Consider the following 24,798-nt stretch of genomic DNA (forward strand, 5'->3'; position numbering starts at 1 on the left):
CGTCACGGCATGGATCCTAGGGTCTGCGCCGCGTCGCTTCGCTCCTTGCTCCGCCCTAGGATGACGACGCGGGGGGAGGTCTTCGGCTAATCTCCACAGTCCGAGTTCTACTACTGCGGCATCACCAACCCGAGCGCCTCGACCATCGCCGGATCCAGCGCCCGCGTGCTGTCATCCATCATGCCCATGCCGTCGAAGAGATCCCAGAATGCCCAGGGGAAGCCGAACGCCTCGGCGCTTTGCCTGACATCGGCGATGTAGCGCGCGCGATCCGGGTTGGGCGCGGCGACATAGCGGACGTCGGTGCGCAGCGCGCCGAACTCGCCCATGATGATGCGCTCCGGCGCAAGGGCGTGGCCGTCGGCCCAAGCGCGAACCTCGCCAAGATATTTGTCGACAAACCAGCGGTCGGGCCTGGCGTCGAAATAGACTTTCAGCACGCGCTCGGTTTCGGCATAGGCGGCCTGCTTGGCGTCTTCAGGGGTTTCGGTATCCTGCGCCATGCGCGCCCTGACCGATGCCAGCGTCTGTTCCAGCGAGCCGGCGGATGCCGGCCACGGCACGTTGTTGAGCGACCGGTAGACCGGCTCGCGCATCCAGGGTGCCCCCTGATGGCTGAACAGATAGGGCTCGTAGAAGTGGAAGGTGAACAGGATCGGCTCGAAGGGCGACAGCGGTGCCGGATCGAGCGCGGTCAGTCCGCTCACCATCGAGCCGCAGCCTCCGGTGACGACCAGCGGCAGGGTCGCCGCCGATGCCCTTGCAGCGGTCAGAAGCGCGAGCTGGATCTGCGACCAGACGTTCGACGCGCAGGCCTGCGCCGGCTCGTTGACCGGCTCCAGCGCCACCCTGCCGGGCTGGAACTGGGCCAGCCTGCCGGCAAGCTCGCCGACCAGCCCGCGATAGAGATCGAAGGCGGGCGCCGCGGTGCTGGAGACCATGCGGTCGGGGTTCCAGTAGTGGGTGGCGCCATTGGCCTGGATGTTGACGATGATGCCGAGGCCGGCGTCGAGTGTGGCGGTGACGGCCGCGTCCAGCATATCGAGCAACTTGCCGCGCGCGGCAGCGTCGGCGGCCAGGAAGGGGCCGGGATCGACGGGCAGGCGGATGAAATCGAGCCCGGTCCTGCGCAGCCGATCAAGGTCGTCTGGGGTCGGCACTGGTCGTTGCGACTGGAAGGGCGGCCAGTCATAGTCGGTGCGCGGTGCGGGAAATTCGCGTGTCAGCGAGAACCAGGGCCAGGCGTTGACGCCGCGCCGAAACCGCGGCTCTGCGGCGACGGCGGCCGGCGAGATCGGGAGCGAGCCAAGGGCCGCCGCCGTGGACAGCGCCGTCCGCAGCACCCGCCGTCGCGACCAGCCTGTCATGCGGTTCCGTGCGATGCGTGATCCATCGCGGCGGTCTCGGCGGCGGTCACGCCGAGCAAGCGGTAGGCTTCGTTTTCATAGGCAAGTAGAACATCGTCCCAGCGGAAGGCTTCGCGGGCGCGCGCCCTGGCGGCAACGCCGCAGGTCCTGACCAGGGCATCATCGTCCAGCGCCTGCTGCATCCGGTCGGCGCAACTGTCCTTATCGGTGAAGTAGATCGCCGCAGCGCCGGCGGTCCACCTGTTGTAGGGATTGTCGTGGGCGATCACCATGTTGCCGGCGGCCAGCGCCTCGACCAGCGACGGGTTGGTGCCGCCCACCGTGTGGCCATGCAGATACGCGCGGGCGTGGTATCTGAGCGCCTTGACGGTCGCCTGGTCGTAGATGGCGCCCGGCAGGACCACCGAGTCGTTCGCCGCCTTGCGAATGGCGACATGATAGGGGATGTCGTCGGACAGCGTTCCCAACACCACCAGTTTCATGTCGCGTTTGCGGCTGCAAAAAGCTTCGACGATCGGCAGGATGTTGTTGTCGGGTTCGATGCGCGCGATCGAGACCAGATAGCGCCCTGGCTCGAGGCCGAGTGCCCGGATCGGCGCTTCCGGAGCCGATGTCACCGGATCGGCGCCATAAGCGATGGTGGCGATGGCGCTGCGTGGCCGGCGCGTCGCCAGGTGGTCTGCGATGGCGGGATGATCGGCGACCAGCCGATGCGAGGCCCAGGCGCCGATCCATTCGTTGAGCCAGAACCAGGTGCGCGCCGCCATTCCCCATTTGGGGCGGCGCCACTCGATGCCGTCCATGTTGGTGAAGATCTTGCGCCGCTTCAGCCGGAGCCAAGTCAGGAAGACCGCGCCGTTGTAGCCGAGCACGAGGCAGACGCCCGTCCTGCTGGCGGCGTCGCGGACGCACTGCCAGTCGAATTCCAGGGTCGCGCGCGGCCCCTTGGAGGCAACCTGGATGTGAATGAGCTCGATGCCGCGCCAGGTTTCGCTGCGCACCCGCTGGTCAATGCGCTCGACCTCATCCTGGCAATAGACGCCGACCTTCCAGCCGCGCCCGACGAGAAACAGCGCCAGTCTTTCGGCGAAGGTTTCGAAGCCGCCATGGGCCGCGGGTATGCCGCGCGTCCCCAGGATCAGAATGGCAGGCGTCTCTGGTTTCATGGCCGGCGGCACTTTCATATGTCTATATATTAGATATAGCTTAATTTCTAAGAAGCAGGTGGCAACTTCCGTGCCATCCACCGATTTCGGTGTTCGGGAGGGTGATCATCGCGTGGGGTTGTAAAAAAACGGTGTTGAACCCGATAGTTGTTTCATTCTCGGTCAACCCTTCTGTGCGTAGCTGTATCGAAACGAAGCAGTGCCGGGGTCGTGCGGCCGGGTAGCCGGCCTATTGAATCCGGCATGGTTCTTGCGGCAAGGCTCCTGCACATTATCGCCGAGCGCGATGGTTGTAGCACCTGGCGGGATACAAAGATGCGGATTGCCTGCGTTCATCAGGGCTATGAACTCTATGGTTCGGACCGCAGCTTCGCGGAGAGCGTTGCTGCGTTGCGCGCGGCGTTTCCGTCGGCCGACATCGAGGTGGTCTTGCCGCGCAGCGGGCCGATCGTGCAGATCCTGGAAGCACATGCCAGCCGGATTGTCTTCGAACCGCTCTGGGTGCTGAGGCGCCAGGCCATTGCGCGTCTTGCAACGGTCGAGATGGCGCGATTGCCGGTTACTGTGTTCAGGGCGTGGCGGCGCCTCAGGCATTGCGACCTCGTCTATGTCAACACCTCGATCGTGGCCGACTATGCGCTGGCCGCGCGCTTGCTGCCTCACAAAGCCGTCCTGCATATCCACGAGATCCCCGAAGGCGCCATGCGCAGGATACTCGTCGGCCTGATGCACTGGAGCCATGCGGATCTGATCTTCAACTCGCGCGCGACGCGGGCCGCTTTCGGCGACCCCAGGGCCGCGCGCACGCATGTCGTCTACAACGGCGTTGCCGGGCCGGCGGCGGTCGAACCGACGACCTATGACGGCAAGCGGCCGTTGCGGGTGCTGCTGCTCGGCCGCATCAACCGGATCAAAGGGCAGGAGGTGCTGCTGGAGGCGATCGCCTCGATGCCGCCGGCGCTGCAGGCGAGGGTCGACGTGCGGCTGGTCGGCGGCGCCTTCGAAAGCACCGAGCGCGAGCGCGCTTTGGCCGAACTGGTCGAGACCATGGGCCTCACCGGGCGCGTCAGCGTCCTGCCTTTCATTTCAGATCCTTCGGAACACTACCGCTGGGCCGATATCGTCACCGTGCCGTCGCGGCGTCCGGAATCGCTCGGCCGCGTCGCCATCGAGGCGATGGCCTATGGCCGGCCGCCGTTGGTGTCGGCCATCGGCGGGCTGGTGGAGGTGGTCAGCGACGGCGAGACCGGCTGGCATGTTGCGCCCGGCGATGCAGCCGCTCTTGGCGCGAAATTGCAGGAGATCATCCTCACCCCCGAGGCCTGGCGCCGTTTTGTCGCTGCCGGGCGCGCGCGCTACGAGGCAATCTTCAGCGAGCCGGTCGCGGCCGCCGCGATCGCGGCGATCGCCGCCGACAAGCTAAAGGCGACCATCGCACGGCCGGGCAGGGCGCCGGCCGCCCGCGAAGCGGAGACACGGCCTTGAAACTTGCGTTCCCGAGCCATCTGGTTCGACGCCTCGTGCTGATGATCGGCGGCGAGGCGATGCAGAGCGGCTTTCACTTTGCCCTCAACATCATGCTGTTGCACATGCTGTCGGCGCAAGGCTACGGCCTCTTCGCCATCGGCATGGTGATGGGCGGCGTCGGCTTATCCTATATTAGATCGCTCACCGCCGTTCCCGCCAGCATCTGGATGAGCAAAAGCACCAACAGCGCCGGTGTCGATGCCTATGACGTGGCGTTCGGAACGGCGGCGCTGATCGTGGCGTTGCTGATGGCCGTCGGTACGGCTGTTCTGATGCGTCTGCTTGGCGATCCAAGCGGAATTGCCGCCGGCTGCTTCGTCGGCGCCTGGTCGCTGCGCAGCCATATGCGCACGACTTTCTTCGCACGTCGCCAGCAGGTGATCGTTTCCATCAGCGACGGCGCTTTTACAGTCGCCGGCATTGTCCTGACCGGCCTGACGATCTGGAAGGTCCAGGAGCCGCTGCAGACGGTGTTCTATGCACTTGCCGCGGCAAATGTGTTCGGCATTTTCGTCCTGACCCGGCTGGCCAGGCGCACACTTCGCATCAGCTTCCGCATGCCGACGCGTCGACGCTATATCGGGCTCTGGCCCCAGTTGCGCTGGTCGGCATTCAGCGCGACCACCACCAACATCCAGGGTCAATGTCTGGCGCTGCTGGTCGCGGGCATTGCCGGGCCTGCCGCCTACGCACCGCTGGCGGCGGTTCTGGTGCTGTTTGCCCCGCTGCGCATCATCAGTCTCGCCTTCGTCAACATGACGCAGCCGGATCTCGCCAGGCTGATGCGGAACAACGAAACAGTCCGTGTCTGGGCGCAGGCGAAGATCTGGGCGCTCGTCATGGGGCTCGGTGGCCTCGCCTATGGATGCGCCATCATGTTCATCTTGCCGATGATAAAATCCCAGGCCCTCCAGGACGCTTCGATCTGGTTCATCGCCCTTTTCGTTATCGCGAATTTTGTCCCGATCATGCTCTATATCATGCCCCGCATCGTGCTTGAGATACTCGGTGATTTCCGGATCGTCGCGTTCATCACGACGGGCGGCGCGGTCGTCGGGCTGGTGCTGATCGCGATCCTGCTGGCAATCGCGTCTCCGCCGTGGGCGTTGGCGGGTTCCGCCGTCTCCGAGATATTCGTGCTCGTGGCATCATGGTATTTCGCGCATCACCGCATATGGAACATCGAGCATCCCGATGAGGCGCGCGACAGCCGGTTGGGTGCTTGGCGGCGGACGCTTTCGTTCGCGACGGCAAAACGATAGGAAAAAGTATGGCAGTCCAGGCAGTGCAAATTGCTGCGGTGAGCGGCTTGCCCGACGGGCAGTCCTCCCAGCCCGTCACCGGCGTCGCGAACGACGCCTATACGGCGCGATTGCACACCAGTCTGGAAGCGGCCAGGCCGCTCTGGCGGCGCTTCCAGGCGGATGGTGTGTGCACAGGCCACCAGAATTATGCGTGGGCCGAGGGGATCGTCGCGCGGCTGATGCCGGAAGGTGCGGAACTGCTCATCGTGGAGGTAAACGACGCCGTGACGGGCGCGCCGCGGATGCTGGTGCCGCTGATGCGGCGACCGGCTTTCCGCCATCGGTTGATCGAATGGCTGAGCTGTGGCGTTTGCGACTATTCGGCGCCGCTGCTGGCCGATGCGAGCCCCTGGACAAGGCAATCCGCACAGGCCGCGTGGGCAGCCGTGCGTTCCGTGCTGCCGCCGGCGGACCGCATCCACATCACGGGAATTCCGCAAGAGATCGGCGGCATCGCCAACCCGCTGGCCTTGCTCACGGCCACGCGCGATTCCCTGCACACCAGCTTCGGCATGGCCATCGACGGCGACCCGGAAACCGTCCTCAAGCGCCTATGCAGGCCATCCTTCGTCAAGGCCTTCAACAAGGACTGGCGCCGGCTCGAGCGGCTCGGCGGCGTGGAACTGGTCGAGGCCAACACGCCGGCTCTGGTGGAGCTCATCTTCGGCGACCTAGTCCGGATGCGGCTCAGCCGCTTTCGTGAATTGGGCCGTTTCGACCTGCTGACGCAGGGGACGGTTGTCGACTTCTATCGAAACGCCGCGCTCGAGGGTCTGTTGGATGGGTCGGTGCGGCTCTTCGGGCTGCGCGTCGGTGAGGCTCTGATCGCGGTACAATACCTGTTGATCCATCAAGTAACCGTTCATGCTCTCATGATAGCAATCGACCAGGGCGCGGTGCCCAACGTCTCGCCGGGGCTTCTGATCATGGGCAAGTTGATGAGCTGGGCGCGCGGGCGGGGTTTCGAGTATTTCGACCTGTCGGTAGGCAACCAGAGCTACAAGGAGCATATGGGCGCCAAAGGTTCGAGCCTGGGTGAGCTTTGTCACGAGAATACGGTGCGCGGCCGTGCTGTAAGCACCGCCATCAAGCTCCGCAACCGGACCGAGGTTTTCGTGCGCTCCAAACCGCGGCTGCTCAAGGCGATCCAGGGATTGATGCGGGGTTTGCGGCGCCTGCGTGGAGGACCGGAATGACGGGAGAAGCATGTGGCAAGCCGGGCAATGCAAATGGCTGCTGTTACAGACCTTTCCGATGGGCCGGCTTCCCCGATTGCAGCCAGCACCGGGGCCGGTGTGCGCTATACGGCGCGGCTGCACAGCAGCTTCGAGACCGTCAGACCGCTCTGGTTGCAGCATGAGGCGGACGGCGTCTGCACCGCCCATCAGCACTATGCCTGGGTCGAAGGAATCGCCGCACGGCTGATGCCCAGAGATGCGGACCTGGTCTTCGTCGAGGTGAGTGACGCCATGACGGGTGCGCCGGTCATGCTGCTGCCGCTGATGCGACGCCGGGCTCTCGGCCACCACGTGATCGAATGGCTGAGCTGCTGCGTGTGCGATTATTCGGTGCCGCTGCTGGCGGATGCGAGAGCGTGGACCAGGCAGGGTGCCGACGCCGTCTGGGCGGCAGTCCGCGCCGCGCTGCCGCCGGCGGATCGCATCCACATCGCCGGAATCCCGCAACAGGTGCACGGTGTGGCAAATCCGCTGGCGCTGCTTTCGGTGGCGCGCGATTCCATTCAGATCACCTCCGGCCTCGTCCTGCACGGTGACTCGCAGACGCTCATCAAGCGCATCTGCAGGCCGTCCTTCGCCAAGACGTTCCACAAGCAGTGCCGCGCCTTCGAACAGCGTGGCGGCCTCGCTCTGGTCGAGGCCGACACGCCGGCACTGACCGAGGAGCTTTTCGACGCGTTGCTGGAACTGCGGCTGAAGCGCTTTCGCGAGCTTGGGCGTTTCGACCTCCTGACGCAGGCCCCGGTCGTCGACTTCTACCGCCATGCAGCGCTCCAAGGTCTGTCCGATGGATCGGTGCGGCTCTTCGGGCTGCGCGTCGGTGAAGCCTGGCTCGCCTCCATCTATGTTCTGGCTAGAAAAGGCACGCTTCACACCCTCCTGCTCGGCATCGACCAGAATGCGGTCGCCAATGTCTCACCCGGTCTGACGACGATGGGCAAGCTGATGATGTGGGGATGCGAGCGGGGATTCGACTATTTCGACCTGTCGGTTGGCAGCCAGGGCTACAAGGAGCATATCGGTGCCTCGAGCTCGGTTCTGGCCGAGATTTGCGAACCGATGACGGTGCGGGGCAGGGCTGCGAACGCGGCCATTTTGCTGCGCAGCCGGGCCGAAGGCATGGCGAGGTCGCATCCGCGACTGAACAAGACCATCCAGAGCCTGATGCGCCGCTTGCGGCGACTGAAGGACTGAAGGTGGAATGCGCACCGAAATTGACAGGATGGCGCGTCTCCGTCATCCTTGAGCCCAGTCGCCAGGCTGCGGACAGCGGCCGCGTTGGGTGTCAGGCGACCGAGGGCAGTGTCATGTTCAGTCCCGTCATCGGCCAGAATTCCAAGCGCGCCGCGGTGCGCAAGGCGCTCGAGCGCCACAAGGTCTACATCACCGCGCAGAGTTTTTCGGACGGCACCTACCAGGCCCGCGTTCTGGTCGACGGCGAAGCGTACTGGGTCGATGAATTCCGGTTGAGCCAACTGCAGCAGGGGTTGTCACCGGCGGAGCTCGAGTTGACGCCGGCCATCGACGATTGAGAGCAAGTGACAAATCGCGAGCGGTGCAAACGTAGCGCGAAGGAACGAGGCGTTTGCAATTGGCCACCGTGCTTCGACCTTTGCCATGACCACCCCGCCCAAACTCAAGACCTATCGCGCTAAACGCGAATTCACCAAAACGCCGGAACCGGCCGGTGGGTTGATCTCTGGCGAAGGCAACCGCTTCGTCGTGCACAAGCATCACGCCACATCGGATCACTATGATCTGCGCCTGCAGGTCGGCGATGTGCTGAAGAGCTGGGCGGTGCCGCGCGGGCCTTCGCTCAATCCGGCAGACAAGCGCCTGGCGGTCGAGACCGAGGATCATCCGCTCGAATATATCGACTTCGAGGGCGTCATTCCCGAGGGCGAGTATGGCGGCGGGCCGATGATCGTCTGGGACACCGGCACCTGGGCACCGATGGACGACGTCGAGAAGAGCCTGCGCACCGGCGCTTTCAAGTTCCGGCTGGCCGGCGACAAGCTCAATGGCGGCTGGATGCTGACGCGGCTGAAGCCGAAACCCGGCGAGGACGAGAACAAGAAGAACTGGCTGCTTTTCAAGGAGCGCGACCTTGCGTCCGACACCGCGCTCGACATCCTCACGGCGCGGCCGGAAAGCGTCAAATCCGGATTGCGCATCGAAGAGCTGGCGGCGCCGGCGAGACCGGCCGCCAAACCCGCACCCAAGCAAGGTTCGCTGAAGCCAGGCACGCTGCCGGGTGCATTCAAGGCCCCGGCACTCAGCCGCATCGAGCCGCAGCTGGCGACGCAGGTGCCAAAACCGCCCGATGGCGAGGATACCAGGGAAACCTGGCTGCACGAGATCAAATTCGACGGCTACCGAACCATGGCGCATCTCACTGAGGGCGTGGTGAAGCTGATCACCCGTGGCGGCATCGACTGGACGAAACGCTATGGCGACCTACCGCATGCCTTTGCCAAACTGCCGTGCCGCGACGCCATCATCGATGGCGAGATCGTCGTCCTCGACGCCAAGGGCATCAGCCGCTTCGCGCTGCTGCAGGATGCGCTGGCGGAAGGGGCCGGCAGCAAGCTGCATTTCTACGCCTTCGACCTTCTCTATCTCGACGGCTGGGACCTGACCAAGGTGCCGCTTATCCGGCGCAAGGCGCTGCTGGCGCAAATGCTGTCGGGCCTTGGCGCCAATTCCGCCATCCAGTTCTCCGACCATGTCGAGGGCTCGGGACAGGGGCTCTACGACCAGGCGTCGGAACTAGGTCTGGAGGGCGTCGTCTCCAAGCGTGCCACCGCGACCTACCAGAGCGGCCGCACCAAGAGCTGGACCAAGACCAAGGCGCTGCCATCGGGCGACTTCGTCATCGCCGGCTACACCATCTCCGATGCGGCCGAAGGGTTGGCGGCGCTCGGCATGGCTGAGTTCGAGGGTGGTGAATTGCACTATCGCGGCAAGGTCGGCACCGGCTTCGATGCTGCCACCGCCAGTGAGTTGCTCGCCAGGCTGCAGCCGCTGCGGGAAGGCGCCACTGCGCCCGAGGGCGTTCCGCGCGAGATCATGCGCGAGATGAACTGGGTGCGGCCGCTGCTGTCGGCGCGTATCCATTACGCCAACCGCACGGCGGACAATGCGCTGCGCCACGGCGTCTTCCGCGGCTTGAGGGATGTCGGCCTGTCGACGCCGGTGTCCTCGACACGCAAGCGGCTGATCTCGGAGGCTGATCTGGCCACCATCTGGGTGACCAATCCGACGCGGCGGCTGTTCGGCAAGACCGGTCCGACCAAGCTCGACATCGCCGTCTATTACGCGCTGGTCGGCGACTTCATGCTGCCGCACATCCTCGGCCGGCCGGTGTCGCTGGTGCGCTGCCCGACCGGCCTGCCGAAGGACTGCTTCTTCCAGCGGCATGCCTTCACCGGCATGCCGCCCTCGGTGGTGACGTTCGAGGCGACCAATTCCGAAGGCGAGACCAAATCCTACCTCTCGGTCGAAGGGGCAAAAGGCTATCTGGCACTGGCGCAGTTCGGCGTCGTCGAGTTCCACACCTGGGGCACGCACCGCACCAGCCTCGACAGGCCCGACCAGATCGTCCTCGACCTTGATCCGGGCGAGGGGATTTCGTGGCGTGAGGTGGTCGAGGCCGCCGTGCACATCAAGGGCGAACTGGAGGGCCTGGGGCTGGTGCCGTTCGCCAAGACCTCTGGCGGCAGCGGCATCCACATCACGGTGCCGGTGACGGGTAAGCAGAACTGGAAGAAGCTGCACCAGGCGACCAGCGCCATCGCCACGCATCTGGCGGCAACCGCGCCCGATACCTTCACCACCACCATGGGCAAGGACAACCGCAAGAAGCGCATCTTCATCGACTATCACCGCAACGCGCGCGGCCACACCTCGGCGGCGCCCTATTCGCTGCGCGCCCGCACCAATCTGCCAGCCTCGACGCCGGTGAGTTGGAGCGATCTGGAGGCCATCGATGCGCCGCAGGATCTGAACTATTCCTCGCTGCCGGGGCTGTTGGCGACGTCGGGCGATCCGTGGGCGGAGATTGATGAGTTCGCACGGGATTTGCCGGTGGTTTCGGGGGCGAGGTAGTGGTTGCAGAATGTGGACCGCCGCGATCCGTGGCGCCCCCCTCTGTCCTGCCAGCGTTTCAAATTCCAGTCCATCGACGCTTCGAACAATTTGAATTATTCTCTGTCCACGACCTCAAATGCATGGCGGAAGATTTCGTCAGGGATTTGCCGGTATTGTGTGCGGTCGGTGTAGGATTTGCTCAGCCTCAATCGTCCTTCGGACGCAAGCGCTGCAGCAAATGTCAGTGCATGGCCGCGTAGGAGTATATCATGGCGCCCAGGGCAAGTTGGAAGGGTTATCTCAAGCTCAGCCTCGTCAGCTGTCCGGTGCGGTTATACCCCGCCACCAGCGCGAGCGAGCGCATCAGCTTCAATCAGTTGCACAAGAAGACCCACAACCGCATCAACATGAAGCCGGTTGACCCCGAACTGGGACTCGTTGAGCGTTCGGACCTGGTCAAGGGTTACGAATACGAGGACAAGCAGTACATCATCATCGATGATGCGGACCTCGACGCTGTGCGCATCGAATCCAACCATACGATGAACATCGAGGCCTTCGTCGACGAGGACGAGGTCGACGTCATCTATCAGGACGCGCCGTACTATCTGGCGCCCGACGGTGCGATGGCGGAGGAAACCTTCGCCGTTCTGCGCGAAGCGATGCGCAAATCCGGCAAGCTGGCGATCGCACGCCTGGTGCTATCGAGCCGCGAGCGGGTGGTGACAATCGGCGCGCGCGAGAACGGCATGTTCGTGTGCACCTTGAGGAACCCGAACGAAGTGCGCGGCACGGCTGAATATTTTGGCAACATCCCGGCCGGCAAGCCCGATCCGGAAATGCTGCAGCTCGCGGAAGCGCTGATCAAGCAGAAGGAAACCACCTTCGATCCGAAGAACTACGAGGACCGCTACGAGGCGGCGCTCATGACGATGATCCGCGAGAAGCTGAAGGGCCACAAGCCGATCATCGCGGCGGCACCGGAGCGCGGCAATGTCATCAACCTGATGGATGCGCTGAAGGCGAGCCTCTCGCAATCGAAGCCGCCGGCCAAGTCGAAGAGCAAGGCCGACGAGGTTGCCAAGCCCGCCGCGAAGAAGGCGGCAGCGGGTGGTGCTGATGAAAATCCGCTGAAGGCCAATCTGCTGAAGGCGGTCGGCAAGAGCAAGAAATGACGGCACCGGCCGTCCCGGGCGCTGTCTTCGGCACCATCGGCGCGCTGGCGGCGTTTCCGCTCAGGCTGGCCGCGCGCGAGGTCGAGCGCCAGCACGGCCAGTTGCGGCGCGGTGTGACTAGGCGCACCACGCATGTGGTGTTTGGCCGGACACTTCTCGCCAAGGCGGCACTGACCAAGAACGGTGACGCCGAGATCGAGCGCCGTCTCGCCGCCGAGCGCGCGGCCGGACACAAGCTGCTCAGCGAGAACGGTTTCCTGCGCCTGCTCGGGCTGATGAAGGCGCCGGAGGCGTCTTCGCTGTCGCGGCAATCGCTGATCGAGCAATCGCGGCTATCGGGCGCCGATCTCGACCTGTTGTCGCTGTTCGATGCCTTCGAGCATGACGCGGAACCCTATTCCTTCCGCGACCTGATCCTGGCGCGCAAATATGCCGGGCTCATCACCGGCGGTGCGACGTGGGGCGCGATCGCGCGCTCCGTCCATCGTTCCGGTCCGGTGGCGTCGCTGACCGCGAAGTCGCTCAACGTCGGGTCGCAGCACGGGCGCGCTGATGCCATCTATCTCGAAGGCGGCCAGAGTGAACTCGACGGGCAGTTGCTGTTCGATCTCGGCAACGCCGGTTCGGCAGGTGACGACACGCTGGAAGAGCTGTTCGCCGAGGCGGAAGCGGCGGAGGAGGGCGGCGATCATGAAGGTGCAGCCGCACTCTACCAGCGCTGCCTGGCCATCGACCCGAGCGATGCGATTGCCGCCTTCAACCGCGCCAACTGCCTGCGCGCCGGTGGCCACGCGGCGGACGCCGCGCATGACTATATCAGCGCGATAAAACTCGACCCGGCCTTCGTCGAAGCCTGGTTCAACCTGGCTGGGCTGATGAGCGAGCAAGGCCGCGACGCCTCGGCGCGCCGACACCTGCAGAAGGCGATTGCGCTCGACAAGAATTATGCCGATCCGGTGTTCAACCTGGCGAGACTGGAATTCGACGCCGGTAATCTGCTGGAAGCGCGGCGGCTGTGGGTGCGTTATCTCGAACTCGACGCGGAGTCCGAATGGGCGCGGGTGGCGATCAAGGGCGTGCAGTTTGTGGATTTGCAACTGGCGCAGAAATCGGCGGGGTGAGGGATGCTGGCGCTTGAGCACCCCCCTCTGTCCTGCCGGACATCTCCCCCGCAAGGGGGGAGATCGGCAGCTTGGGCGCTTCGCTCGTTCTTGCAAAGTAGGAGATTAGCGAAGGCGGCGGAGCGCGTAATCTCCCCCCTTGCGGGGGAGATGTCCGGCAGGACAGAGGGGGGTGTGACGGAACGCGGCCTCTCTAGCGAGGCCGCTCCGTGACCACCTTCCTCTTCGATGGCCACGATACCGCCCCCGTCACCATCCTGCTCGCCCATGGCGCCGGCGCGTCGATGGACTCGCCCTCGATGACGGCGACCGCCAAGGCGCTCGCCGCCGCCGGCTTCCAGGTCGCGCGTTTCGAATTCCACTATATGGCCGCGCGCCGCTACGGCCATCGCAAGCCGCCGCCGCGGGCCGAGACGGTCAACCCGGAATATGTCAAGGCGATCGCCGACCTCAGGGCCAAGGGCGTCACGGGACCGCTCATCATCGGCGGCAAGTCGATGGGCGGGCGCGTCGCCTCGATGGTCGCCGACGAGATGTTTGCCAAGGGCGAGATTTCAGGCCTGCTGTGCCTTGGCTATCCCTTTCACCCGCCGGCCAAGCCCGAGCAATTGCGGACCAAGCATCTCGCCGGATTGAAGACGCCGACGCTGATCTTCCAAGGCACACGCGACGAGTTCGGCACCAGGGACGAGGTTGCGGGCTACGGGCTGTCCAACAGTATCGAGGTAATCTGGCTGGAGGATGGCGACCATGATCTCAAGCCACGCAAGAGCGTGTCGGGATTTTCGGCTGGGGATCATTTGAAGACGCTGGCGGAGACGGTGAGGGCTTGGGCGGAGCGGATCGTTGCCTGACCTTCGATGAAGATCGCCTCCTTCAACATCAACAACATCAACAGCCGCTTGGAAAACCTGCTGGCATGGCTGGCTGTCGCAAAACCCGATGTTGTCTGCCTGCAGGAGCTGAAGGCGCGCGACATGCAGTTTCCGCGCTCGGCCCTTGCGGCGGCCGGCTATGGCGCGGTGTGGAAGGGCGAGCCGACCTGGAACGGCGTTGCCATCCTGGCCCGAGGCGCCGAACCCGTGCTGACCCGCGATGCCTTGCCCGGTGACGATGCCGACAAGCAGAGCCGCTACATCGAGGCGGCGGTGGGCGGCATCATCATCGCTTGCCTCTACGCACCGAACGGCAACCCGCGGCCGGGACCGAAATTCGCCTACAAGCTCGACTGGCACGCACGACTGGAGGCGCATGCCGAACAGTTGCTCGACACCGGCCTGCCGGTGGTGCTGGCCGGCGACTACAACATCGTGCCCGAGCCGCGTGATATCTACCCCACCCGCTCCTATGACGACAACGCCCTGGTGCAGCCGGAAAGCCGGGCTTGCTTCGCTGCCTTGCTCGAGCAGGGCTGGACGGATGGCCTGCGCAAGATATACCCGAAGGAGACGCTCTACACATTCTGGGATTATCGCCGCAACCGCTGGCCGCGCGACGCCGGCCTGAGGCTCGACCACGTCCTGCTGTCGAAGAAGCTGGCGCGGCGCCTGACCGCGGCCGGCATCGACCGCGACGTGCGCGGCGAGGATGGCGCCAGCGACCATGCGCCGGTGTGGGTGGTGTTGAAGTAAGGCGACGGCGCGCGTTCGCCTGTCGACAAACACTATTGGCAAAATGGTCTTGGACGACCTGGTGCTGACGCACGGCGCGGCTTTGGGACATGGACACTGGCAACCTGATTGCGCTGTTCGACAGCCAGACCGGCCCGATCTATGCTGTGGCCTCCGCTGCCGATGACACGGTACTGACCGGCGGCGACGATCGCACCATCAGGGATTGGCCGGCGGCTGGCGGGGACGGTGTGGTGCTGTTTGCCGGTGCGCGGGAGTGAGTGGTGCCTTGATCACCTCGCCCGCCGTGCTATGTAAAAACCATGTTAACACCCAGCCTCCCCGACAACGCGCCGCTTATCGTCATCGATCTTCAGACAGGCATGTTCGACGGCGTGCACGAGCCGGCGATCCATGATGCGCCCGATATTGTCGAGCGTGCCCGGGCGGTGATCGACTGGGCGCGGCGCAGCGGGCGCAAGATCGCTTTTATCAGGCACGATGGACCGGCGGGTGATCCGCTGGCGCCGGGTGAACCCGGCTGGCCGGTGTGGCCGGAACTTGGCCAGGCAGCGGACGAGCCGACCTTTGCCAAATCCGTAGGCGATGCCTTCAGCAATCCCGCCTTCGGCGACTGGGTTGCCGGGCAGGGCGCGGGTGCCGTCGTGCTCCTGGGCGCACAGACCGATTTTTGCGTGGCGGCGACGGTCAAGGGCGCGATGGCCAGGGGGCTTGGTGTGACCGTGGTTTCCGATGCCCACAGCACGCTGGACAGCGCCAGCGAGAGCGCCGAGCAGGTCATCATCAGGCACAATGGCGAATTCGCCGAGGCCGGCGTCAATCTGGTGACTACAAAGGCGCTGATCGGCGGCTGAAGCCGCAGCGAACATGGCGGCTGTCGCTTCGCGCGATGACGGCATTGTCCGGCCCGCCGTCGCACGACTTCGTGCAATTGGATGACCAGGCGTCTGCCGTGGTCGACGCGGACGGGGGGGCGCATTGTTGGGATGGCTCGGGCGCCCGCGTCAACCAGGGCGGCTCGTACCGCCGCATTAGCAACATTGCACATTGCACGCCGCTCGAAACTTCCGCGAAAGCGGAATAGGCCGGGCTAAATTACCGATTCTGTGCCCGGATCTCGGCGTGCCGAATTCCCGGCGGTTCTGGCAGGACTTCAGTCTTATTTGCGCCAATTCTAATATGCCTCTAGATTGGGCAGCGCGGGGCACAATCCATATCCGAACCCGTAACGGCCTGGCACGACCCCAACGTCCCCCCGACTGTGAAGCGTGCCGGGCCGTTCCTTCTCTGTACCGACCCAGGCAGACTGCCCAATGTCAGCAGACTGCCCAATGTCAATTGGCGCCGCTCCGACCGCGACCAAATCACGACGGCCGTCGGCATGTCGAGGAACGATGCTGCTATCAGATCGCCACCATCAATCCGACCGCCCAAGACAGGGGACGTCACAGCTTCACTCGTCTTGACTGAAGCTGGCATGTGCAAGCCCGCCGCCATGACTGGCGGCGGGCTTGGGTCAATTCGAAGGTCAGTCGTAGACCTTCACAATCTTGCGGGTGCCCGGATCGACCAGAGCCGTGCGGTTGTCGATCACCACATAGCGGTATTTGACGTTGGGAACCTCATGAAGTTCGACCGTGTCCGGCAGAGCAGTTCCGACATTCAGTTCCACGCCGGGAATCTTAACCGAAGCGAGGGGCTGCTTCTTCACGTACTCGCGGATGATCGTGTCCTGTTCCGGCTCAATGATAACGTCCTGAGCCGCGACAGCGCCGACTCCGGCCAACAGCAACAGCGCCGCTGCGGCGCCCGTTAGATGCTTTCTCATGCCGTTTCTCCTTGTGAGGTCAGCACATGACAGGATCGTCCTACGCTGACGTGATCTTCTGAACTTGAGCCAAATAAAAATGTTCCTCGCCTTGGGCTTCGGTCGGACGAGGCTTGCGACTTAAGTCGGGTTCGAAAGCGCATTGGTCTTACCGAGGGCAGCGGCTGGAACGGCCTGTTGCTCGCGGCTGTTGTCTCTCGCAAATTCGGAGAAAGCAGATGGATAAAAGTGTTGGCCAAGCGCGCTGGTTGCTTGCACCGATTTTCGCGACAGCCGTCACCTTCTTGGTGATGGGAATAGTCCTTGGCTGACATGTCGTGGGTCGGCGCAGCTACGTCCCTTCCTGCGCTGATAGGATTCGCGAGCTGCTTCGGCGGCTCGCGAATCCTCAATTTTCACCATGCGCCGGGGCTGCCTGCTTGATGGCAGCAGTGTCTGGCATTGCAGTGGCGGCGGCTCTTGCAGTCGCAGGCCGCCCAATCGGCGCAGCGGCCGATGTTCCAGGTGCTGGATCCATCCTTGCGCTCTCTCATCCATTGATAACTTCAGCCTTCGACCCGACAACCCGAAGAAGATGAGGTTGCCTGGCCGATCGCTGATAAGCCGGCAAGGTGAAAACTGGCCCGGCGGCCAGGTGCAAGGGAGGCACGCCGGGCCAGCCGACTTCTGGCGGTCGCCGGCCGATTATATATTAGTTATATCTAATGTTAATGCAAGCTCAAACCGTCGGGCGCGATCAATTCGCCGCTCTGCCATTGGCCGCCTGAACCGATCGGGCGGGCAGCGAAGATAGCGCGTGTTGATCCGATGGCTGCTCTCCGAAGTAGAGCGAACCACCGAGAGCGAGGAACACGATGCCCACCGCCATCAATCCGACCATCAGCACGGCGATCGCCGTGCCCGGCCCATGGCCCGTTTTGACGATGCTTGAACGATGGGGCATCGCGCTGTTCTCCTGACACAGTCCCGGCGATACCGGAGCTTTCGCGACAAACGGCAAAGCGAGGCCCGATGTTCCCTTGTCTTGGCTTCAATCGGTCACATCGGGCTTTTGCTTTTTTCTGTAGGACCAAGGTCTTAGGTGCTGAGCGCAAAGGTCCAAGGGGCCTTGTTCAGTTCCGGCAATGTCCCTTGGACGTTCCGCTATTTTAGTCAAAACTGATATAATACCAGGCAGAAAACTTAGCCGGCCAAGCGCCTTCGCCCGCAAAACAGGCATGGAAAGTGTGGCTTTGGCAAGTTCAACAACAGACCGTCACATCTCAAGCGACGAGAGGCTCACGTCTCATCGAACCGCCCCTCGCGAGTCGGATGGCGTCGTATCGCTGCCTCTTCCTCGTCGTCGGGCAGGGCGTCGTCGCTCTCCTGGTAGGCGTTGTCGTCATCTTCATCGGGCAGATCGCCATCCTTCTCGGTGCCGTAGCGCATGTCGCCGTTTGCCGGCGCGGAGTCGGGCAGGATCCGGCCGCCCTTGACTGCCTCCCAATCCTGCTGCTCGATGGTTGGGCCATCGGCTTGCGGTGCGTCATCTTCGATGTCGATGCTTGGTTTGCTGCGCGGTGCCATGCTGGCCTCCAATCCTTGAAAAGGCTGGGGGCGAAACTCGGGGTGCCGGTGTTTGTTCCCGTGCCCGACAAGCAAAGGCCGGGCTTGCTTTTGGGTTGCCGACGGCTTGCGCGTCAGCCTAACCACCACCACAGCACCGCAACCACGGCCACTATCGCTGCGATCGCCAGCCCCAGCATGACATAGGAGCCTTTGATGATGTCGCGGATGATCTTCTTGATCGTCTCGCGGTCGTTGAGGTTGGGGAAGGGTTCGTTGGGCAAGGCCACGCCCAGGAACTCGCAAAGCGGACCCCAGCCTTCGGTCACCTTGTAGACCAGCAGCTTTTGCGGCGGCACTGCTGCCTTCACCTCTTCGACGTAGGCGTTATAGCGCGCCACCGCCTTGATGCGGTCGTCCATTGCGCCTTTCAGCGTGCGGCCCCACACCAGCTTGCTCGACATGTCCCCGAATTTCCGGCCGAACGGCGTCAGCCATTCCAGGATCTTGAACTGCCAGACGTTCTCGGTGAAGTAGATCGTGTCGATCGTGCTCTCATACCACGCTTCGGCGCCGCGCGGGTGGAGCGTCAGCAACACCTTGGCGTCGGGGTAGGCGGCCATCAATTCCTTCCACACGCAGCAGCCGGGATTGTCGACGGTGGCTGTATAGTTGGCGAACACGCGGTTCCAGTCGTGCTGGCTGCCTGGCGGGCTGTTGGCCACCTTGCGCCAGAAATCGAGATGGCCCTTGTTGGCCTTGTTCATGATCACTTCCTGCATGTGGTAGGCTGGCAAGCCGAGCCTGTTCAGCGCGGCAAAGGTCGACCACGTGCCGGTGCGGCCGAAACCGGCCCCGATCAGTTTGAGCGTCATTTTCCCATCCCTCGGACTCGTTTTCTCCGCTACCCCAGTCCGTGAGCATCAAATTGCTCCCGACCAGGCCGGCGCGCAACAAATTTTGCGAGGGCATACCCGGCGAGCGATCACATAGTTGCGAAGTTGCTAAAATAATGGAACGTTGTCCGTGGGAATGGGAATTGGGACAGGGAGTCGCTGGAACCGGGGCGGTTTCGACGATTTTGGGGACCGATGTATTTTGGACAGTTTCTTGTGGGAATGTCAGCCATGGCCGTCATTGTTGCGGTCTGGACCTACTTGGCCACCGGGTCTTTCTGGGAGGCGTTTGCCTGGACGATAGCGACGCTGCTTATCCTGCAGGTCGGTTACTTCGTGCTCGTCGTGCGGCTGATCTTCAGGCGCGCGAACCATGTCGCGACGAGCCAGGATCCAGTCGACGCCGTCCCGCCGCTGCATCGCGACGGTGTCTGGTTTTGAGGCCGGGTAACCCTACCGGCCCATCCACTCGCGCGTGCGCCAGACAAGCTTCTTGGATTTATGCATTCTCCACACTAGTATCGACCATCTAACAATTTATCCGCGAAACCTTGAAGCTGTTTTCGCGCTGGCTGTTGGATATATGGTCAGCAACCGCCAATAGCATGGCTGATCCGGTGGCGTTCTGAATTTCGGAATTTGAAATGGAACCTCACGGCGGCGATGGAGTTTCCATTCAGGGCGGAATATCAGTTAACCGCTAGGAGGTTGTCATGAAACTTCATCTTTCAAGCGCGGCGGCCGCGGTCGTCCTGATGGGCGGTATTGGTGCGGCGCTGGCGGAAAATGTCGTCGTCGTCCAGCCGCAGCAGGAGACGGTCGTTCGCGAATACATCAAGAGGGAGCCGCTTGCCTCGGTGAACCTTTTGGGCGTTGAACTCAAGCTCGGTTCGTCGGTGCCGGATACGGTCGAACTGCGTGAGGTGCCCGAGGTCAAATACCGCGTCGCCGTGATCAACCACCGGACCGTCCTGGTCGATCCCGATACCCGTCAGATCGTCGAGGTGCTGCGCTAAGCGATGACCCCGACACGGAGATTACCGGCGTCGGACTTACCTGGGAAAACCCGCCTCGACATCGCGTCGGTGGCGGGCTTTCTTTTGGAAGTGGGCTTTGCCGTGGCCTGCTCAGCGGCGCATTAGGCTGGCAAAGTCGTCCGCCAGGATGCAGGTTGCAATTGTGCGGTTTTTCGATCGAGACCTGGAAGTCCTTCGATGATCATGCCGCCCATCGAGACTATTCGCGATGACGCACCCCGCATCCTGCTTCTGCTTGGCAGCGCGCCCGACGCGGTGCGTTGCGAGCCTTGGCCGAAGCAGGCGTTCAGCCGGATCGTCGCCATCAACAATGCCTGGCGGGTGCGCCCCGACTGGGATTTCCTCGTCCATGCCGGCGATTTCCCGTCGGACCGGCTGCCCCACGACGCGACCTTGCGGCAGTCTCGGATATTCAGCGCCACGCAGTATGTTCCGGCGCAGAACGCCTTCGGCGGCTTCGTCTATGCCGGCGCCACGATGGCGCTAACCGCTGCATATTGGACCATTCTTAGCCAGAAGCCCGATGTGCTGGCATTCCTGGGCTGCGACATGATCTACGATCGGCCGGATAAGACACATTTCTATGGCGTCGGCCGTGCCGATCCGCTGCGCGATGACGTCACCCTGCGCAACCTTGAAGCCAAGTCGGCGCGCCTGCTTGTCCAGGCGCTGAAGCACGGCTGCCTGTGCATCAATTTGTCCGACCTGCCGCGCAGCCGGCTGGTTTTTCCCAGGCTCGGCTTCGACGAACTTGGTGACCTTTCGCTTACGCGGATTGCCGACATGAAGGCGGAAATTCTTGGCAACATCCAGCTCGACAAGGCCCCAACAGGCTGAGGAGATCGAGAGGGACCTCGGCTATTTCTATGAGGACGGCATGTACTGGAACCATCTCGACGAGATCGATGAGACGTTTCTTGCCGACATCGACAGGCTGTGGATGTCGGCTGTGGAGAACAGGCGGGTGAGTTGAGGCTGCCGGCCTCCCTCGACAGCGAGGGAGATCAGCTCGTTGTCCCTCAGGTCATTCCGCCGCCAGTCTGTCCTGCGTCTTCGTCTCAAAATCGCTGGCGTCGTGGCGCTCGTGCAACTGCATGGCCGGCTCGCCGAAGGCGCGGTTGACCATGCGGCCGCGCTTGACCGCCGGCCGTGCGTCGATCGCCTGCGCCCAGCGCTGCACATGCTTGTACTCGTGCACGGACAGGAACTCGGCGGAATCATTGTACATGCGGCCAAGTGCCAGCCCGCCATACCAGGGCCACACCGCCATGTCGGCGATGCTGTAATCCTTGCCGCCGAGATATTCCGACACAGCCAGCCGGCGGTCGAGCACGTCCATCTGGCGCTTCACCTCCATCGAGAAACGGTCGATGGCGTATTCGAACTTTTCCGGTGCATAGGCGTAGAAATGGCCGAAGCCGCCGCCCAGATACGGCGCCGAGCCCATCTGCCAGAACAGCCAGGACAGCACTTCGGCGCGGGCCGGCTGTTCGGTCGGCAGGAATTCGCCGAATTTTTCGGCGAGATAGACCAGGATCGAACCGGACTCGAAGATGCGCACCGGTGTGGCGCCGCTGCGGTCCATCAGAGCCGGAATCTTGGAGTTGGGATTGACCTCGACAAAGCCGCTGCCGAACTGGTCGCCATCGTTGATGCGGATCAGCCAGGCGTCATATTCGGCGCCCTTGTGGCCAAGCGCCAGAAGCTCCTCCAGCATGACTGTCACCTTGACGCCGTTCGGCGTCGCCAGCGAATAGAGCTGCAGCGGATGCTTGCCAATGGGCAGTTCCTTGTCATGCGTCGGCCCGGCGATAGGCCGGTTGATGCTGGCAAAGGCACCGCCACTCGGCTTGTTCCAGGTCCATACTTTCGGCGGGGTATAGTCGGTCATCTCGGGGCCTCGTGTCGCGGGGAAGGATGGGGCGGGAACGGGTGGGCTTAACCAATTACAATTAGGGCTGCAAACGCGGAAGTTCAACTTGCGTTGAACTATTGTCGGGTGAGGGGCGGCGCCACCATCTGCAATTCGGCTTCTCCTCACCCTTGCGCCTTCCCGTCCGTGGCATACCTATAGAACGTGGCATACCTATAGAAGATGTCACCAAAGCCCACCCAGGACAAAAGCATGACCATCAATCCCAATCCGCGCTCGGTCGTTGCCGTGCGGGCCACCGTTCCCGAAGATGCCTTTACGGCCGGGGCGCTGGGCACGCTCAGGGAAGGCAGCGGCGTCGTCATTCGCAATGACGGCCTGGTGCTGACCATCGGCTATCTCATCACCGAGGCGGAAGAGGTCTGGCTGACCAGCCATGACGGCCGCGTCGTGCCCGCGCACGCGCTGGCTTATGACCAGGAATCCGGCTTTGGGCTGGTGCAGGCGCTGGCACCGCTCGGCCTGCCGGCGGTGGCGCTGGGGGATGCCGGCAAGGCCAAGGTCGGCGATGCCGTCGTGCTTTCCGACGGCATCGGTCAGTCGGTGCAGGCCAGGATCGTCACCAAGCAGGAATTCGCGGGCTACTGGGAGTATCTGCTCGACGAGGCGATCTTCATCGCGCCGGCGCATCCGTCCTGGGGCGGTGCCGGGCTGTTCGGGGCCGACGGCTCGCTGCTTGGCATCGGTTCGCTGCGCCTGCAGATGAGCCGCAACGGTGAGGTTGCCGATATCAACATGGTGGTGCCGATCGATCTGTTGCCGCCTATACTCGACGATCTCCTGACGCGCGGGCAGGTGGCCAAACCGCCGCGCCCGTGGCTCGGCGCCTTGTCGGCCGAAAGCGACGGCAAGGTGGTGGTCATGAGCGTCACCGAAGGCGGCCCGGCGGCCAAGGCCGGCCTGCGCGAAGGCGACATCATCTCTGACATCCGCGACGGCGCTGTCGATGGGTTGGCCGATTTTTACCGCAAGCTGTGGGAGAGCGGCTCGGCCGGTGCCGAGATACCGATGCGGGTGCTGCGCGACGGACGCGAAACCTGGCTGCGCGTCAAATCAGCCGACCGCGGCAGTTTTCTGAAAAAGCCGCAGCTGCAATAGGCGATTTAGCCACGCGATGCACCCGAGACTGCTCAAGACTTTCCTCGCGGTTGCACGCCGCCGCAACGTCACGCGCGCCGCCGAGGCGGTCCACCTCGCGCAATCGAGCGTCAGCGACCAGATCCAGACACTCGAGGCCGAGCTCGGTGCGATCCTGTTCACGCGCTCGAAAACAGGATTGGAACTGACGCCGGCAGGACTGGCGCTGAAGCCGATCGCCGAGGATTTGCTGCGGCTCGATGGCGAGGCGCGCGCGGCAGTGCAGGCGGTCACAGGTCAGACAAGCGGGCAGGTGGCGATCGGCGCACTGGAGACGATTGCGTCCGCCCGGCTGGCGCCCTGGCTGCCTGGGTTCCAGGCCGGCCATCCCGACATCACCGTTCGGATGAAGGTGGCGGGCAGCGGCGCGCTGCTGCGCCAGCTGGAGGATGGCGAAATCGATGTCGCGTTCTGCTTCGACCGTCGTGATGAGGCGAAGACCGCCTCCGATGAACGCTTCTCCGTGCGTCCGATAGCAGCCGAACCGCTGGTGCTGGTCGCGGCTCCGGGGCAGGGCAGCGCAGAGCATGACCTGGCAGCACTTGCCACGCTCTCCTTCGTGGCAACGGAGCCCGGATGCATCTACAGGCACATGTTCGACACGGCCTTTGCCGAGGCAGGTGTCGCCGCGCCAAAACTTGCCACGGAGGTCGGCAGCATCGGCGCCATTGCGCGGCTGGTAGCGGCCGGCGCGGGGCTGGGCTTCGTTCCGCGCCTTGCCGTCACGGACGCGCTCGCGCGTGGCGACATCGTCGAAATGCCCTGGCCCGGCCAGGTGCGGACGGCGCCGCTGGCGATGATCTGGCGACGCCGGCGCGTCCAGCCGCCGGCGCTCAAGCAATTGCTCGCCGCTGCGCGCGACACGCTGGTGCCGCCAGGGCTGGTTCAGGACTTGAATCGGCGAGCCGCTCCAAGACCTTGTTTGCAAACAACTCCTGATGGAGCGGCCGCACGCTAGACGAGACGGTGCCCGCCCTCGACATGCAGCGTCGTGCCCGTCGTAAAGCCATTGCCGATCACGAAGGCGATGGCGTCGGCGATGTCGTCGGGTTGGCCGATCCGCCCGACCGGCAGCCGCTCGGCCATCGCAGCCAGCGTCTCGTCCTTGCGATCGCCGGCCACCTGCACCCAGATGGTGGTGTCGACCCAGCCGGGTGACACGGCATTGACGCGGATTGGCGCGAGTTCCACGGCCAGCGCTCGCACCAGCCCTTCGAGCGCCGCATTGACAGCGGCAACGACGGAGCCGCGCGCGGCCGGCCGGTAGGCGGCGATACCGGAGACGAAGGTCATCGAGCCGGTCGCTGTCAGCCGCGGCGCACCGTGCTTGGCGAGCAGGAGCGGGCCGTAGAGCTTGCTCTCAATCACCTTTTGCGCCGCCTTCAGGTTAAGCGCCGGCAACAGCTGGTAGGCGCCTTCGATGTCGGCTGCGGTGCTAACGATGTGATCGAGGTCGCCGATCCCTGCGAACAGAGCTGCGACCTGATCTTCGCACGTGATGTCGACGGCGGCCATCTCCAGCCCGGCGGGGTTGCCAAGCGCCTCGCGCGCCTGCCGCAGCCGGTCCTCGCCGCGCCCGGCGATGATCACCTTGGCTCCTGCCTCGACGCAGCGCCGCGCCAGCGCCAGGCCCATGCCGGAGCCACCGCCAACGATCAGGATTTTCCGTCTCGAGATGTTCATATCGCTCTGCCTTTGCTTGGATGGACAAGGCAAGGAATTGGCAGGTAGGCGCGGTGAGGGGAAACGGAAGAAACCGATGGCGCCATCGGAAATGCCGATTGTGTCAGCTGCACATGGGCGC

26 protein-coding genes are annotated in these 24,798 nt (G+C 63.7%); 18 read left to right on the forward strand and 8 right to left on the reverse strand.

Going from position 1 to position 24,798, the window contains the following annotated elements; genetic code table 11:
- Positions 1-110: 110 nt before the first annotated feature.
- Both ACSQ3L_RS13895 and ACSQ3L_RS13900 read right to left on the reverse strand, forming a co-directional pair.
- Positions 111-1,367 (reverse strand): glycoside hydrolase family 5 protein, encoded by a 1,257-nt coding sequence (locus ACSQ3L_RS13895; RefSeq protein ID WP_436160464.1) that lies wholly within the window; start codon positions 1,365-1,367, stop codon positions 111-113.
- On the reverse strand, positions 1,364-2,533 hold the full coding sequence (locus tag ACSQ3L_RS13900) for a DUF1972 domain-containing protein (RefSeq protein ID WP_436160465.1): 1,170 nt from the start codon (positions 2,531-2,533) through the stop codon (positions 1,364-1,366). Before ACSQ3L_RS13900 ends, ACSQ3L_RS13895 begins: the two co-directional genes overlap by 4 nt.
- A 315-nt stretch (positions 2,534-2,848) precedes the next feature.
- Between ACSQ3L_RS13900 and ACSQ3L_RS13905 the strand changes: the two genes are divergently transcribed.
- From ACSQ3L_RS13905 to ACSQ3L_RS13960, 12 genes are all read left to right on the forward strand, one after another.
- Entirely contained in the window at positions 2,849-4,018 is a 1,170-nt protein-coding gene (locus tag ACSQ3L_RS13905; RefSeq protein WP_436160466.1) for a glycosyltransferase, read from the forward strand.
- Positions 4,015-5,322: a hypothetical protein gene (locus ACSQ3L_RS13910; RefSeq protein WP_436160467.1), complete on the forward strand. Its 1,308-nt coding sequence runs from the start codon at positions 4,015-4,017 to the stop codon at positions 5,320-5,322. Before ACSQ3L_RS13905 ends, ACSQ3L_RS13910 begins: the two co-directional genes overlap by 4 nt.
- A gap of 8 nt (positions 5,323-5,330) precedes the next feature.
- Complete coding sequence (locus ACSQ3L_RS13915; protein ID WP_436160468.1) at positions 5,331-6,560, forward strand: GNAT family N-acetyltransferase; 1,230 nt, start codon at positions 5,331-5,333, stop codon at positions 6,558-6,560.
- 33 nt (positions 6,561-6,593) lie between these two features.
- Positions 6,594-7,796 carry a GNAT family N-acetyltransferase gene (locus ACSQ3L_RS13920; RefSeq protein WP_436160469.1) on the forward strand — a complete coding sequence of 401 codons (1,203 nt, stop codon included), beginning with the start codon at positions 6,594-6,596 and terminating at the stop codon, positions 7,794-7,796.
- Between the two features lie 113 nt (positions 7,797-7,909).
- The gene (locus ACSQ3L_RS13925; RefSeq protein WP_436160470.1) at positions 7,910-8,134 is read left to right on the forward strand and encodes a hypothetical protein; all 225 of its coding nucleotides are present in this window, start codon (positions 7,910-7,912) and stop codon (positions 8,132-8,134) included.
- Between the two features lie 85 nt (positions 8,135-8,219).
- Positions 8,220-10,709, forward strand: coding sequence for a DNA ligase D (ligD, locus tag ACSQ3L_RS13930; protein WP_436160471.1), 2,490 nt, complete (start codon positions 8,220-8,222; stop codon positions 10,707-10,709).
- A 251-nt stretch (positions 10,710-10,960) separates the two neighbouring features.
- Entirely contained in the window at positions 10,961-11,866 is a 906-nt protein-coding gene (locus ACSQ3L_RS13935; RefSeq protein WP_436160472.1) for a Ku protein, read from the forward strand.
- Positions 11,863-12,987 (forward strand): tetratricopeptide repeat protein, encoded by a 1,125-nt coding sequence (locus tag ACSQ3L_RS13940; protein ID WP_436160473.1) that lies wholly within the window; start codon positions 11,863-11,865, stop codon positions 12,985-12,987. Before ACSQ3L_RS13935 ends, ACSQ3L_RS13940 begins: the two co-directional genes overlap by 4 nt.
- A 209-nt stretch (positions 12,988-13,196) precedes the next feature.
- A complete protein-coding gene (locus ACSQ3L_RS13945) occupies positions 13,197-13,841 on the forward strand; it encodes an alpha/beta hydrolase family protein (RefSeq protein WP_436160474.1) in 645 nt (214 codons plus the stop codon).
- A 6-nt stretch (positions 13,842-13,847) separates the two neighbouring features.
- A complete protein-coding gene (locus ACSQ3L_RS13950; protein ID WP_436160475.1) occupies positions 13,848-14,618 on the forward strand; it encodes an exodeoxyribonuclease III in 771 nt (256 codons plus the stop codon).
- 89 nt (positions 14,619-14,707) lie between these two features.
- Positions 14,708-14,878, forward strand: a complete 171-nt coding sequence (locus ACSQ3L_RS13955; protein WP_436160476.1) for a hypothetical protein — start codon at positions 14,708-14,710, stop codon at positions 14,876-14,878.
- 42 nt (positions 14,879-14,920) lie between these two features.
- Positions 14,921-15,472 (forward strand): isochorismatase family protein, encoded by a 552-nt coding sequence (locus ACSQ3L_RS13960; protein ID WP_436160477.1) that lies wholly within the window; start codon positions 14,921-14,923, stop codon positions 15,470-15,472.
- 674 nt (positions 15,473-16,146) lie between these two features.
- On the opposite strand, the gene ACSQ3L_RS13965 is transcribed toward ACSQ3L_RS13960, so the two are convergent.
- The 4 genes from ACSQ3L_RS13965 to ACSQ3L_RS13980 form a co-directional block, all read right to left on the reverse strand.
- Positions 16,147-16,446: a DUF1236 domain-containing protein gene (locus ACSQ3L_RS13965; protein ID WP_436160478.1), complete on the reverse strand. Its 300-nt coding sequence runs from the start codon at positions 16,444-16,446 to the stop codon at positions 16,147-16,149.
- Positions 16,447-17,182: 736 nt separating this feature from the next.
- Positions 17,183-17,389: a hypothetical protein gene (locus tag ACSQ3L_RS13970; RefSeq protein WP_436160479.1), complete on the reverse strand. Its 207-nt coding sequence runs from the start codon at positions 17,387-17,389 to the stop codon at positions 17,183-17,185.
- A 335-nt stretch (positions 17,390-17,724) separates the two neighbouring features.
- Positions 17,725-18,012 (reverse strand): hypothetical protein, encoded by a 288-nt coding sequence (locus ACSQ3L_RS13975; RefSeq protein ID WP_436160480.1) that lies wholly within the window; start codon positions 18,010-18,012, stop codon positions 17,725-17,727.
- A gap of 113 nt (positions 18,013-18,125) precedes the next feature.
- Complete coding sequence (locus ACSQ3L_RS13980) at positions 18,126-18,866, reverse strand: sulfotransferase family protein (protein ID WP_436160481.1); 741 nt, start codon at positions 18,864-18,866, stop codon at positions 18,126-18,128.
- 252 nt (positions 18,867-19,118) lie between these two features.
- Here ACSQ3L_RS13980 and ACSQ3L_RS13985 point away from each other — a divergent pair, with 252 nt between their 5' ends.
- From ACSQ3L_RS13985 to ACSQ3L_RS14000, 4 genes are all read left to right on the forward strand, one after another.
- Positions 19,119-19,328: an exopolysaccharide production repressor protein gene (locus ACSQ3L_RS13985; RefSeq protein WP_436160482.1), complete on the forward strand. Its 210-nt coding sequence runs from the start codon at positions 19,119-19,121 to the stop codon at positions 19,326-19,328.
- A 272-nt stretch (positions 19,329-19,600) separates the two neighbouring features.
- A complete protein-coding gene (locus ACSQ3L_RS13990) occupies positions 19,601-19,903 on the forward strand; it encodes a DUF1236 domain-containing protein (protein WP_436160483.1) in 303 nt (100 codons plus the stop codon).
- Positions 19,904-20,101: 198 nt separating this feature from the next.
- Complete coding sequence (locus ACSQ3L_RS13995; protein WP_436160484.1) at positions 20,102-20,761, forward strand: hypothetical protein; 660 nt, start codon at positions 20,102-20,104, stop codon at positions 20,759-20,761.
- Positions 20,724-20,897: a hypothetical protein gene (locus ACSQ3L_RS14000; RefSeq protein WP_436160485.1), complete on the forward strand. Its 174-nt coding sequence runs from the start codon at positions 20,724-20,726 to the stop codon at positions 20,895-20,897. Before ACSQ3L_RS13995 ends, ACSQ3L_RS14000 begins: the two co-directional genes overlap by 38 nt.
- Before the next feature lie 51 nt (positions 20,898-20,948).
- Here the strand turns inward: ACSQ3L_RS14000 and yghU are convergent, their stop codons facing one another.
- On the reverse strand, positions 20,949-21,815 hold the full coding sequence (gene yghU, locus ACSQ3L_RS14005) for a glutathione-dependent disulfide-bond oxidoreductase (protein ID WP_436160486.1): 867 nt from the start codon (positions 21,813-21,815) through the stop codon (positions 20,949-20,951).
- Between the two features lie 234 nt (positions 21,816-22,049).
- Between yghU and ACSQ3L_RS14010 the strand changes: the two genes are divergently transcribed.
- Complete coding sequence (locus ACSQ3L_RS14010; protein WP_436160487.1) at positions 22,050-22,955, forward strand: S1C family serine protease; 906 nt, start codon at positions 22,050-22,052, stop codon at positions 22,953-22,955.
- A gap of 16 nt (positions 22,956-22,971) precedes the next feature.
- Entirely contained in the window at positions 22,972-23,952 is a 981-nt protein-coding gene (locus ACSQ3L_RS14015; RefSeq protein ID WP_436160488.1) for a LysR family transcriptional regulator, read from the forward strand.
- On the opposite strand, the gene ACSQ3L_RS14020 is transcribed toward ACSQ3L_RS14015, so the two are convergent.
- Complete coding sequence (locus tag ACSQ3L_RS14020) at positions 23,949-24,677, reverse strand: SDR family oxidoreductase (protein WP_436160489.1); 729 nt, start codon at positions 24,675-24,677, stop codon at positions 23,949-23,951. The two genes, ACSQ3L_RS14015 and ACSQ3L_RS14020, sit on opposite strands and share 4 nt — an antisense overlap.
- Positions 24,678-24,798 lie beyond the last annotated feature (121 nt).

The sequence above is a fragment of the Mesorhizobium sp. LjRoot246 genome, assembly GCF_964254115.1.
In the GTDB taxonomy this organism is placed as follows: domain Bacteria; phylum Pseudomonadota; class Alphaproteobacteria; order Rhizobiales; family Rhizobiaceae; genus Mesorhizobium.

What these genes read in the sequence shown, in the direction of transcription:
- ACSQ3L_RS13895 (WP_436160464.1), bottom strand. Translation starts at nt 1,367, where the DNA reads ATGACAGGCTGGTCGCGACGGCGGGTGCTGCGGACGGCGCTGTCCACG.
- ACSQ3L_RS13900 (WP_436160465.1), bottom strand. Translation starts at nt 2,533, where the DNA reads ATGAAACCAGAGACGCCTGCCATTCTGATCCTGGGGACGCGCGGCATA.
- ACSQ3L_RS13905 (WP_436160466.1), top strand. Translation starts at nt 2,849, where the DNA reads ATGCGGATTGCCTGCGTTCATCAGGGCTATGAACTCTATGGTTCGGAC.
- ACSQ3L_RS13915 (WP_436160468.1), top strand. Translation starts at nt 5,331, where the DNA reads ATGGCAGTCCAGGCAGTGCAAATTGCTGCGGTGAGCGGCTTGCCCGAC.
- ACSQ3L_RS13920 (WP_436160469.1), top strand. Translation starts at nt 6,594, where the DNA reads ATGGCTGCTGTTACAGACCTTTCCGATGGGCCGGCTTCCCCGATTGCA.
- ACSQ3L_RS13925 (WP_436160470.1), top strand. Translation starts at nt 7,910, where the DNA reads ATGTTCAGTCCCGTCATCGGCCAGAATTCCAAGCGCGCCGCGGTGCGC.
- ligD (WP_436160471.1), top strand. Translation starts at nt 8,220, where the DNA reads ATGACCACCCCGCCCAAACTCAAGACCTATCGCGCTAAACGCGAATTC.
- ACSQ3L_RS13935 (WP_436160472.1), top strand. Translation starts at nt 10,961, where the DNA reads ATGGCGCCCAGGGCAAGTTGGAAGGGTTATCTCAAGCTCAGCCTCGTC.
- ACSQ3L_RS13940 (WP_436160473.1), top strand. Translation starts at nt 11,863, where the DNA reads ATGACGGCACCGGCCGTCCCGGGCGCTGTCTTCGGCACCATCGGCGCG.
- ACSQ3L_RS13950 (WP_436160475.1), top strand. Translation starts at nt 13,848, where the DNA reads ATGAAGATCGCCTCCTTCAACATCAACAACATCAACAGCCGCTTGGAA.
- ACSQ3L_RS13955 (WP_436160476.1), top strand. Translation starts at nt 14,708, where the DNA reads ATGGACACTGGCAACCTGATTGCGCTGTTCGACAGCCAGACCGGCCCG.
- ACSQ3L_RS13960 (WP_436160477.1), top strand. Translation starts at nt 14,921, where the DNA reads ATGTTAACACCCAGCCTCCCCGACAACGCGCCGCTTATCGTCATCGAT.
- ACSQ3L_RS13965 (WP_436160478.1), bottom strand. Translation starts at nt 16,446, where the DNA reads ATGAGAAAGCATCTAACGGGCGCCGCAGCGGCGCTGTTGCTGTTGGCC.
- ACSQ3L_RS13970 (WP_436160479.1), bottom strand. Translation starts at nt 17,389, where the DNA reads ATGCCCCATCGTTCAAGCATCGTCAAAACGGGCCATGGGCCGGGCACG.
- ACSQ3L_RS13975 (WP_436160480.1), bottom strand. Translation starts at nt 18,012, where the DNA reads ATGGCACCGCGCAGCAAACCAAGCATCGACATCGAAGATGACGCACCG.
- ACSQ3L_RS13980 (WP_436160481.1), bottom strand. Translation starts at nt 18,866, where the DNA reads ATGACGCTCAAACTGATCGGGGCCGGTTTCGGCCGCACCGGCACGTGG.
- ACSQ3L_RS13985 (WP_436160482.1), top strand. Translation starts at nt 19,119, where the DNA reads ATGGCCGTCATTGTTGCGGTCTGGACCTACTTGGCCACCGGGTCTTTC.
- ACSQ3L_RS13990 (WP_436160483.1), top strand. Translation starts at nt 19,601, where the DNA reads ATGAAACTTCATCTTTCAAGCGCGGCGGCCGCGGTCGTCCTGATGGGC.
- ACSQ3L_RS13995 (WP_436160484.1), top strand. Translation starts at nt 20,102, where the DNA reads ATGATCATGCCGCCCATCGAGACTATTCGCGATGACGCACCCCGCATC.
- yghU (WP_436160486.1), bottom strand. Translation starts at nt 21,815, where the DNA reads ATGACCGACTATACCCCGCCGAAAGTATGGACCTGGAACAAGCCGAGT.
- ACSQ3L_RS14010 (WP_436160487.1), top strand. Translation starts at nt 22,050, where the DNA reads ATGACCATCAATCCCAATCCGCGCTCGGTCGTTGCCGTGCGGGCCACC.
- ACSQ3L_RS14015 (WP_436160488.1), top strand. Translation starts at nt 22,972, where the DNA reads ATGCACCCGAGACTGCTCAAGACTTTCCTCGCGGTTGCACGCCGCCGC.
- ACSQ3L_RS14020 (WP_436160489.1), bottom strand. Translation starts at nt 24,677, where the DNA reads ATGAACATCTCGAGACGGAAAATCCTGATCGTTGGCGGTGGCTCCGGC.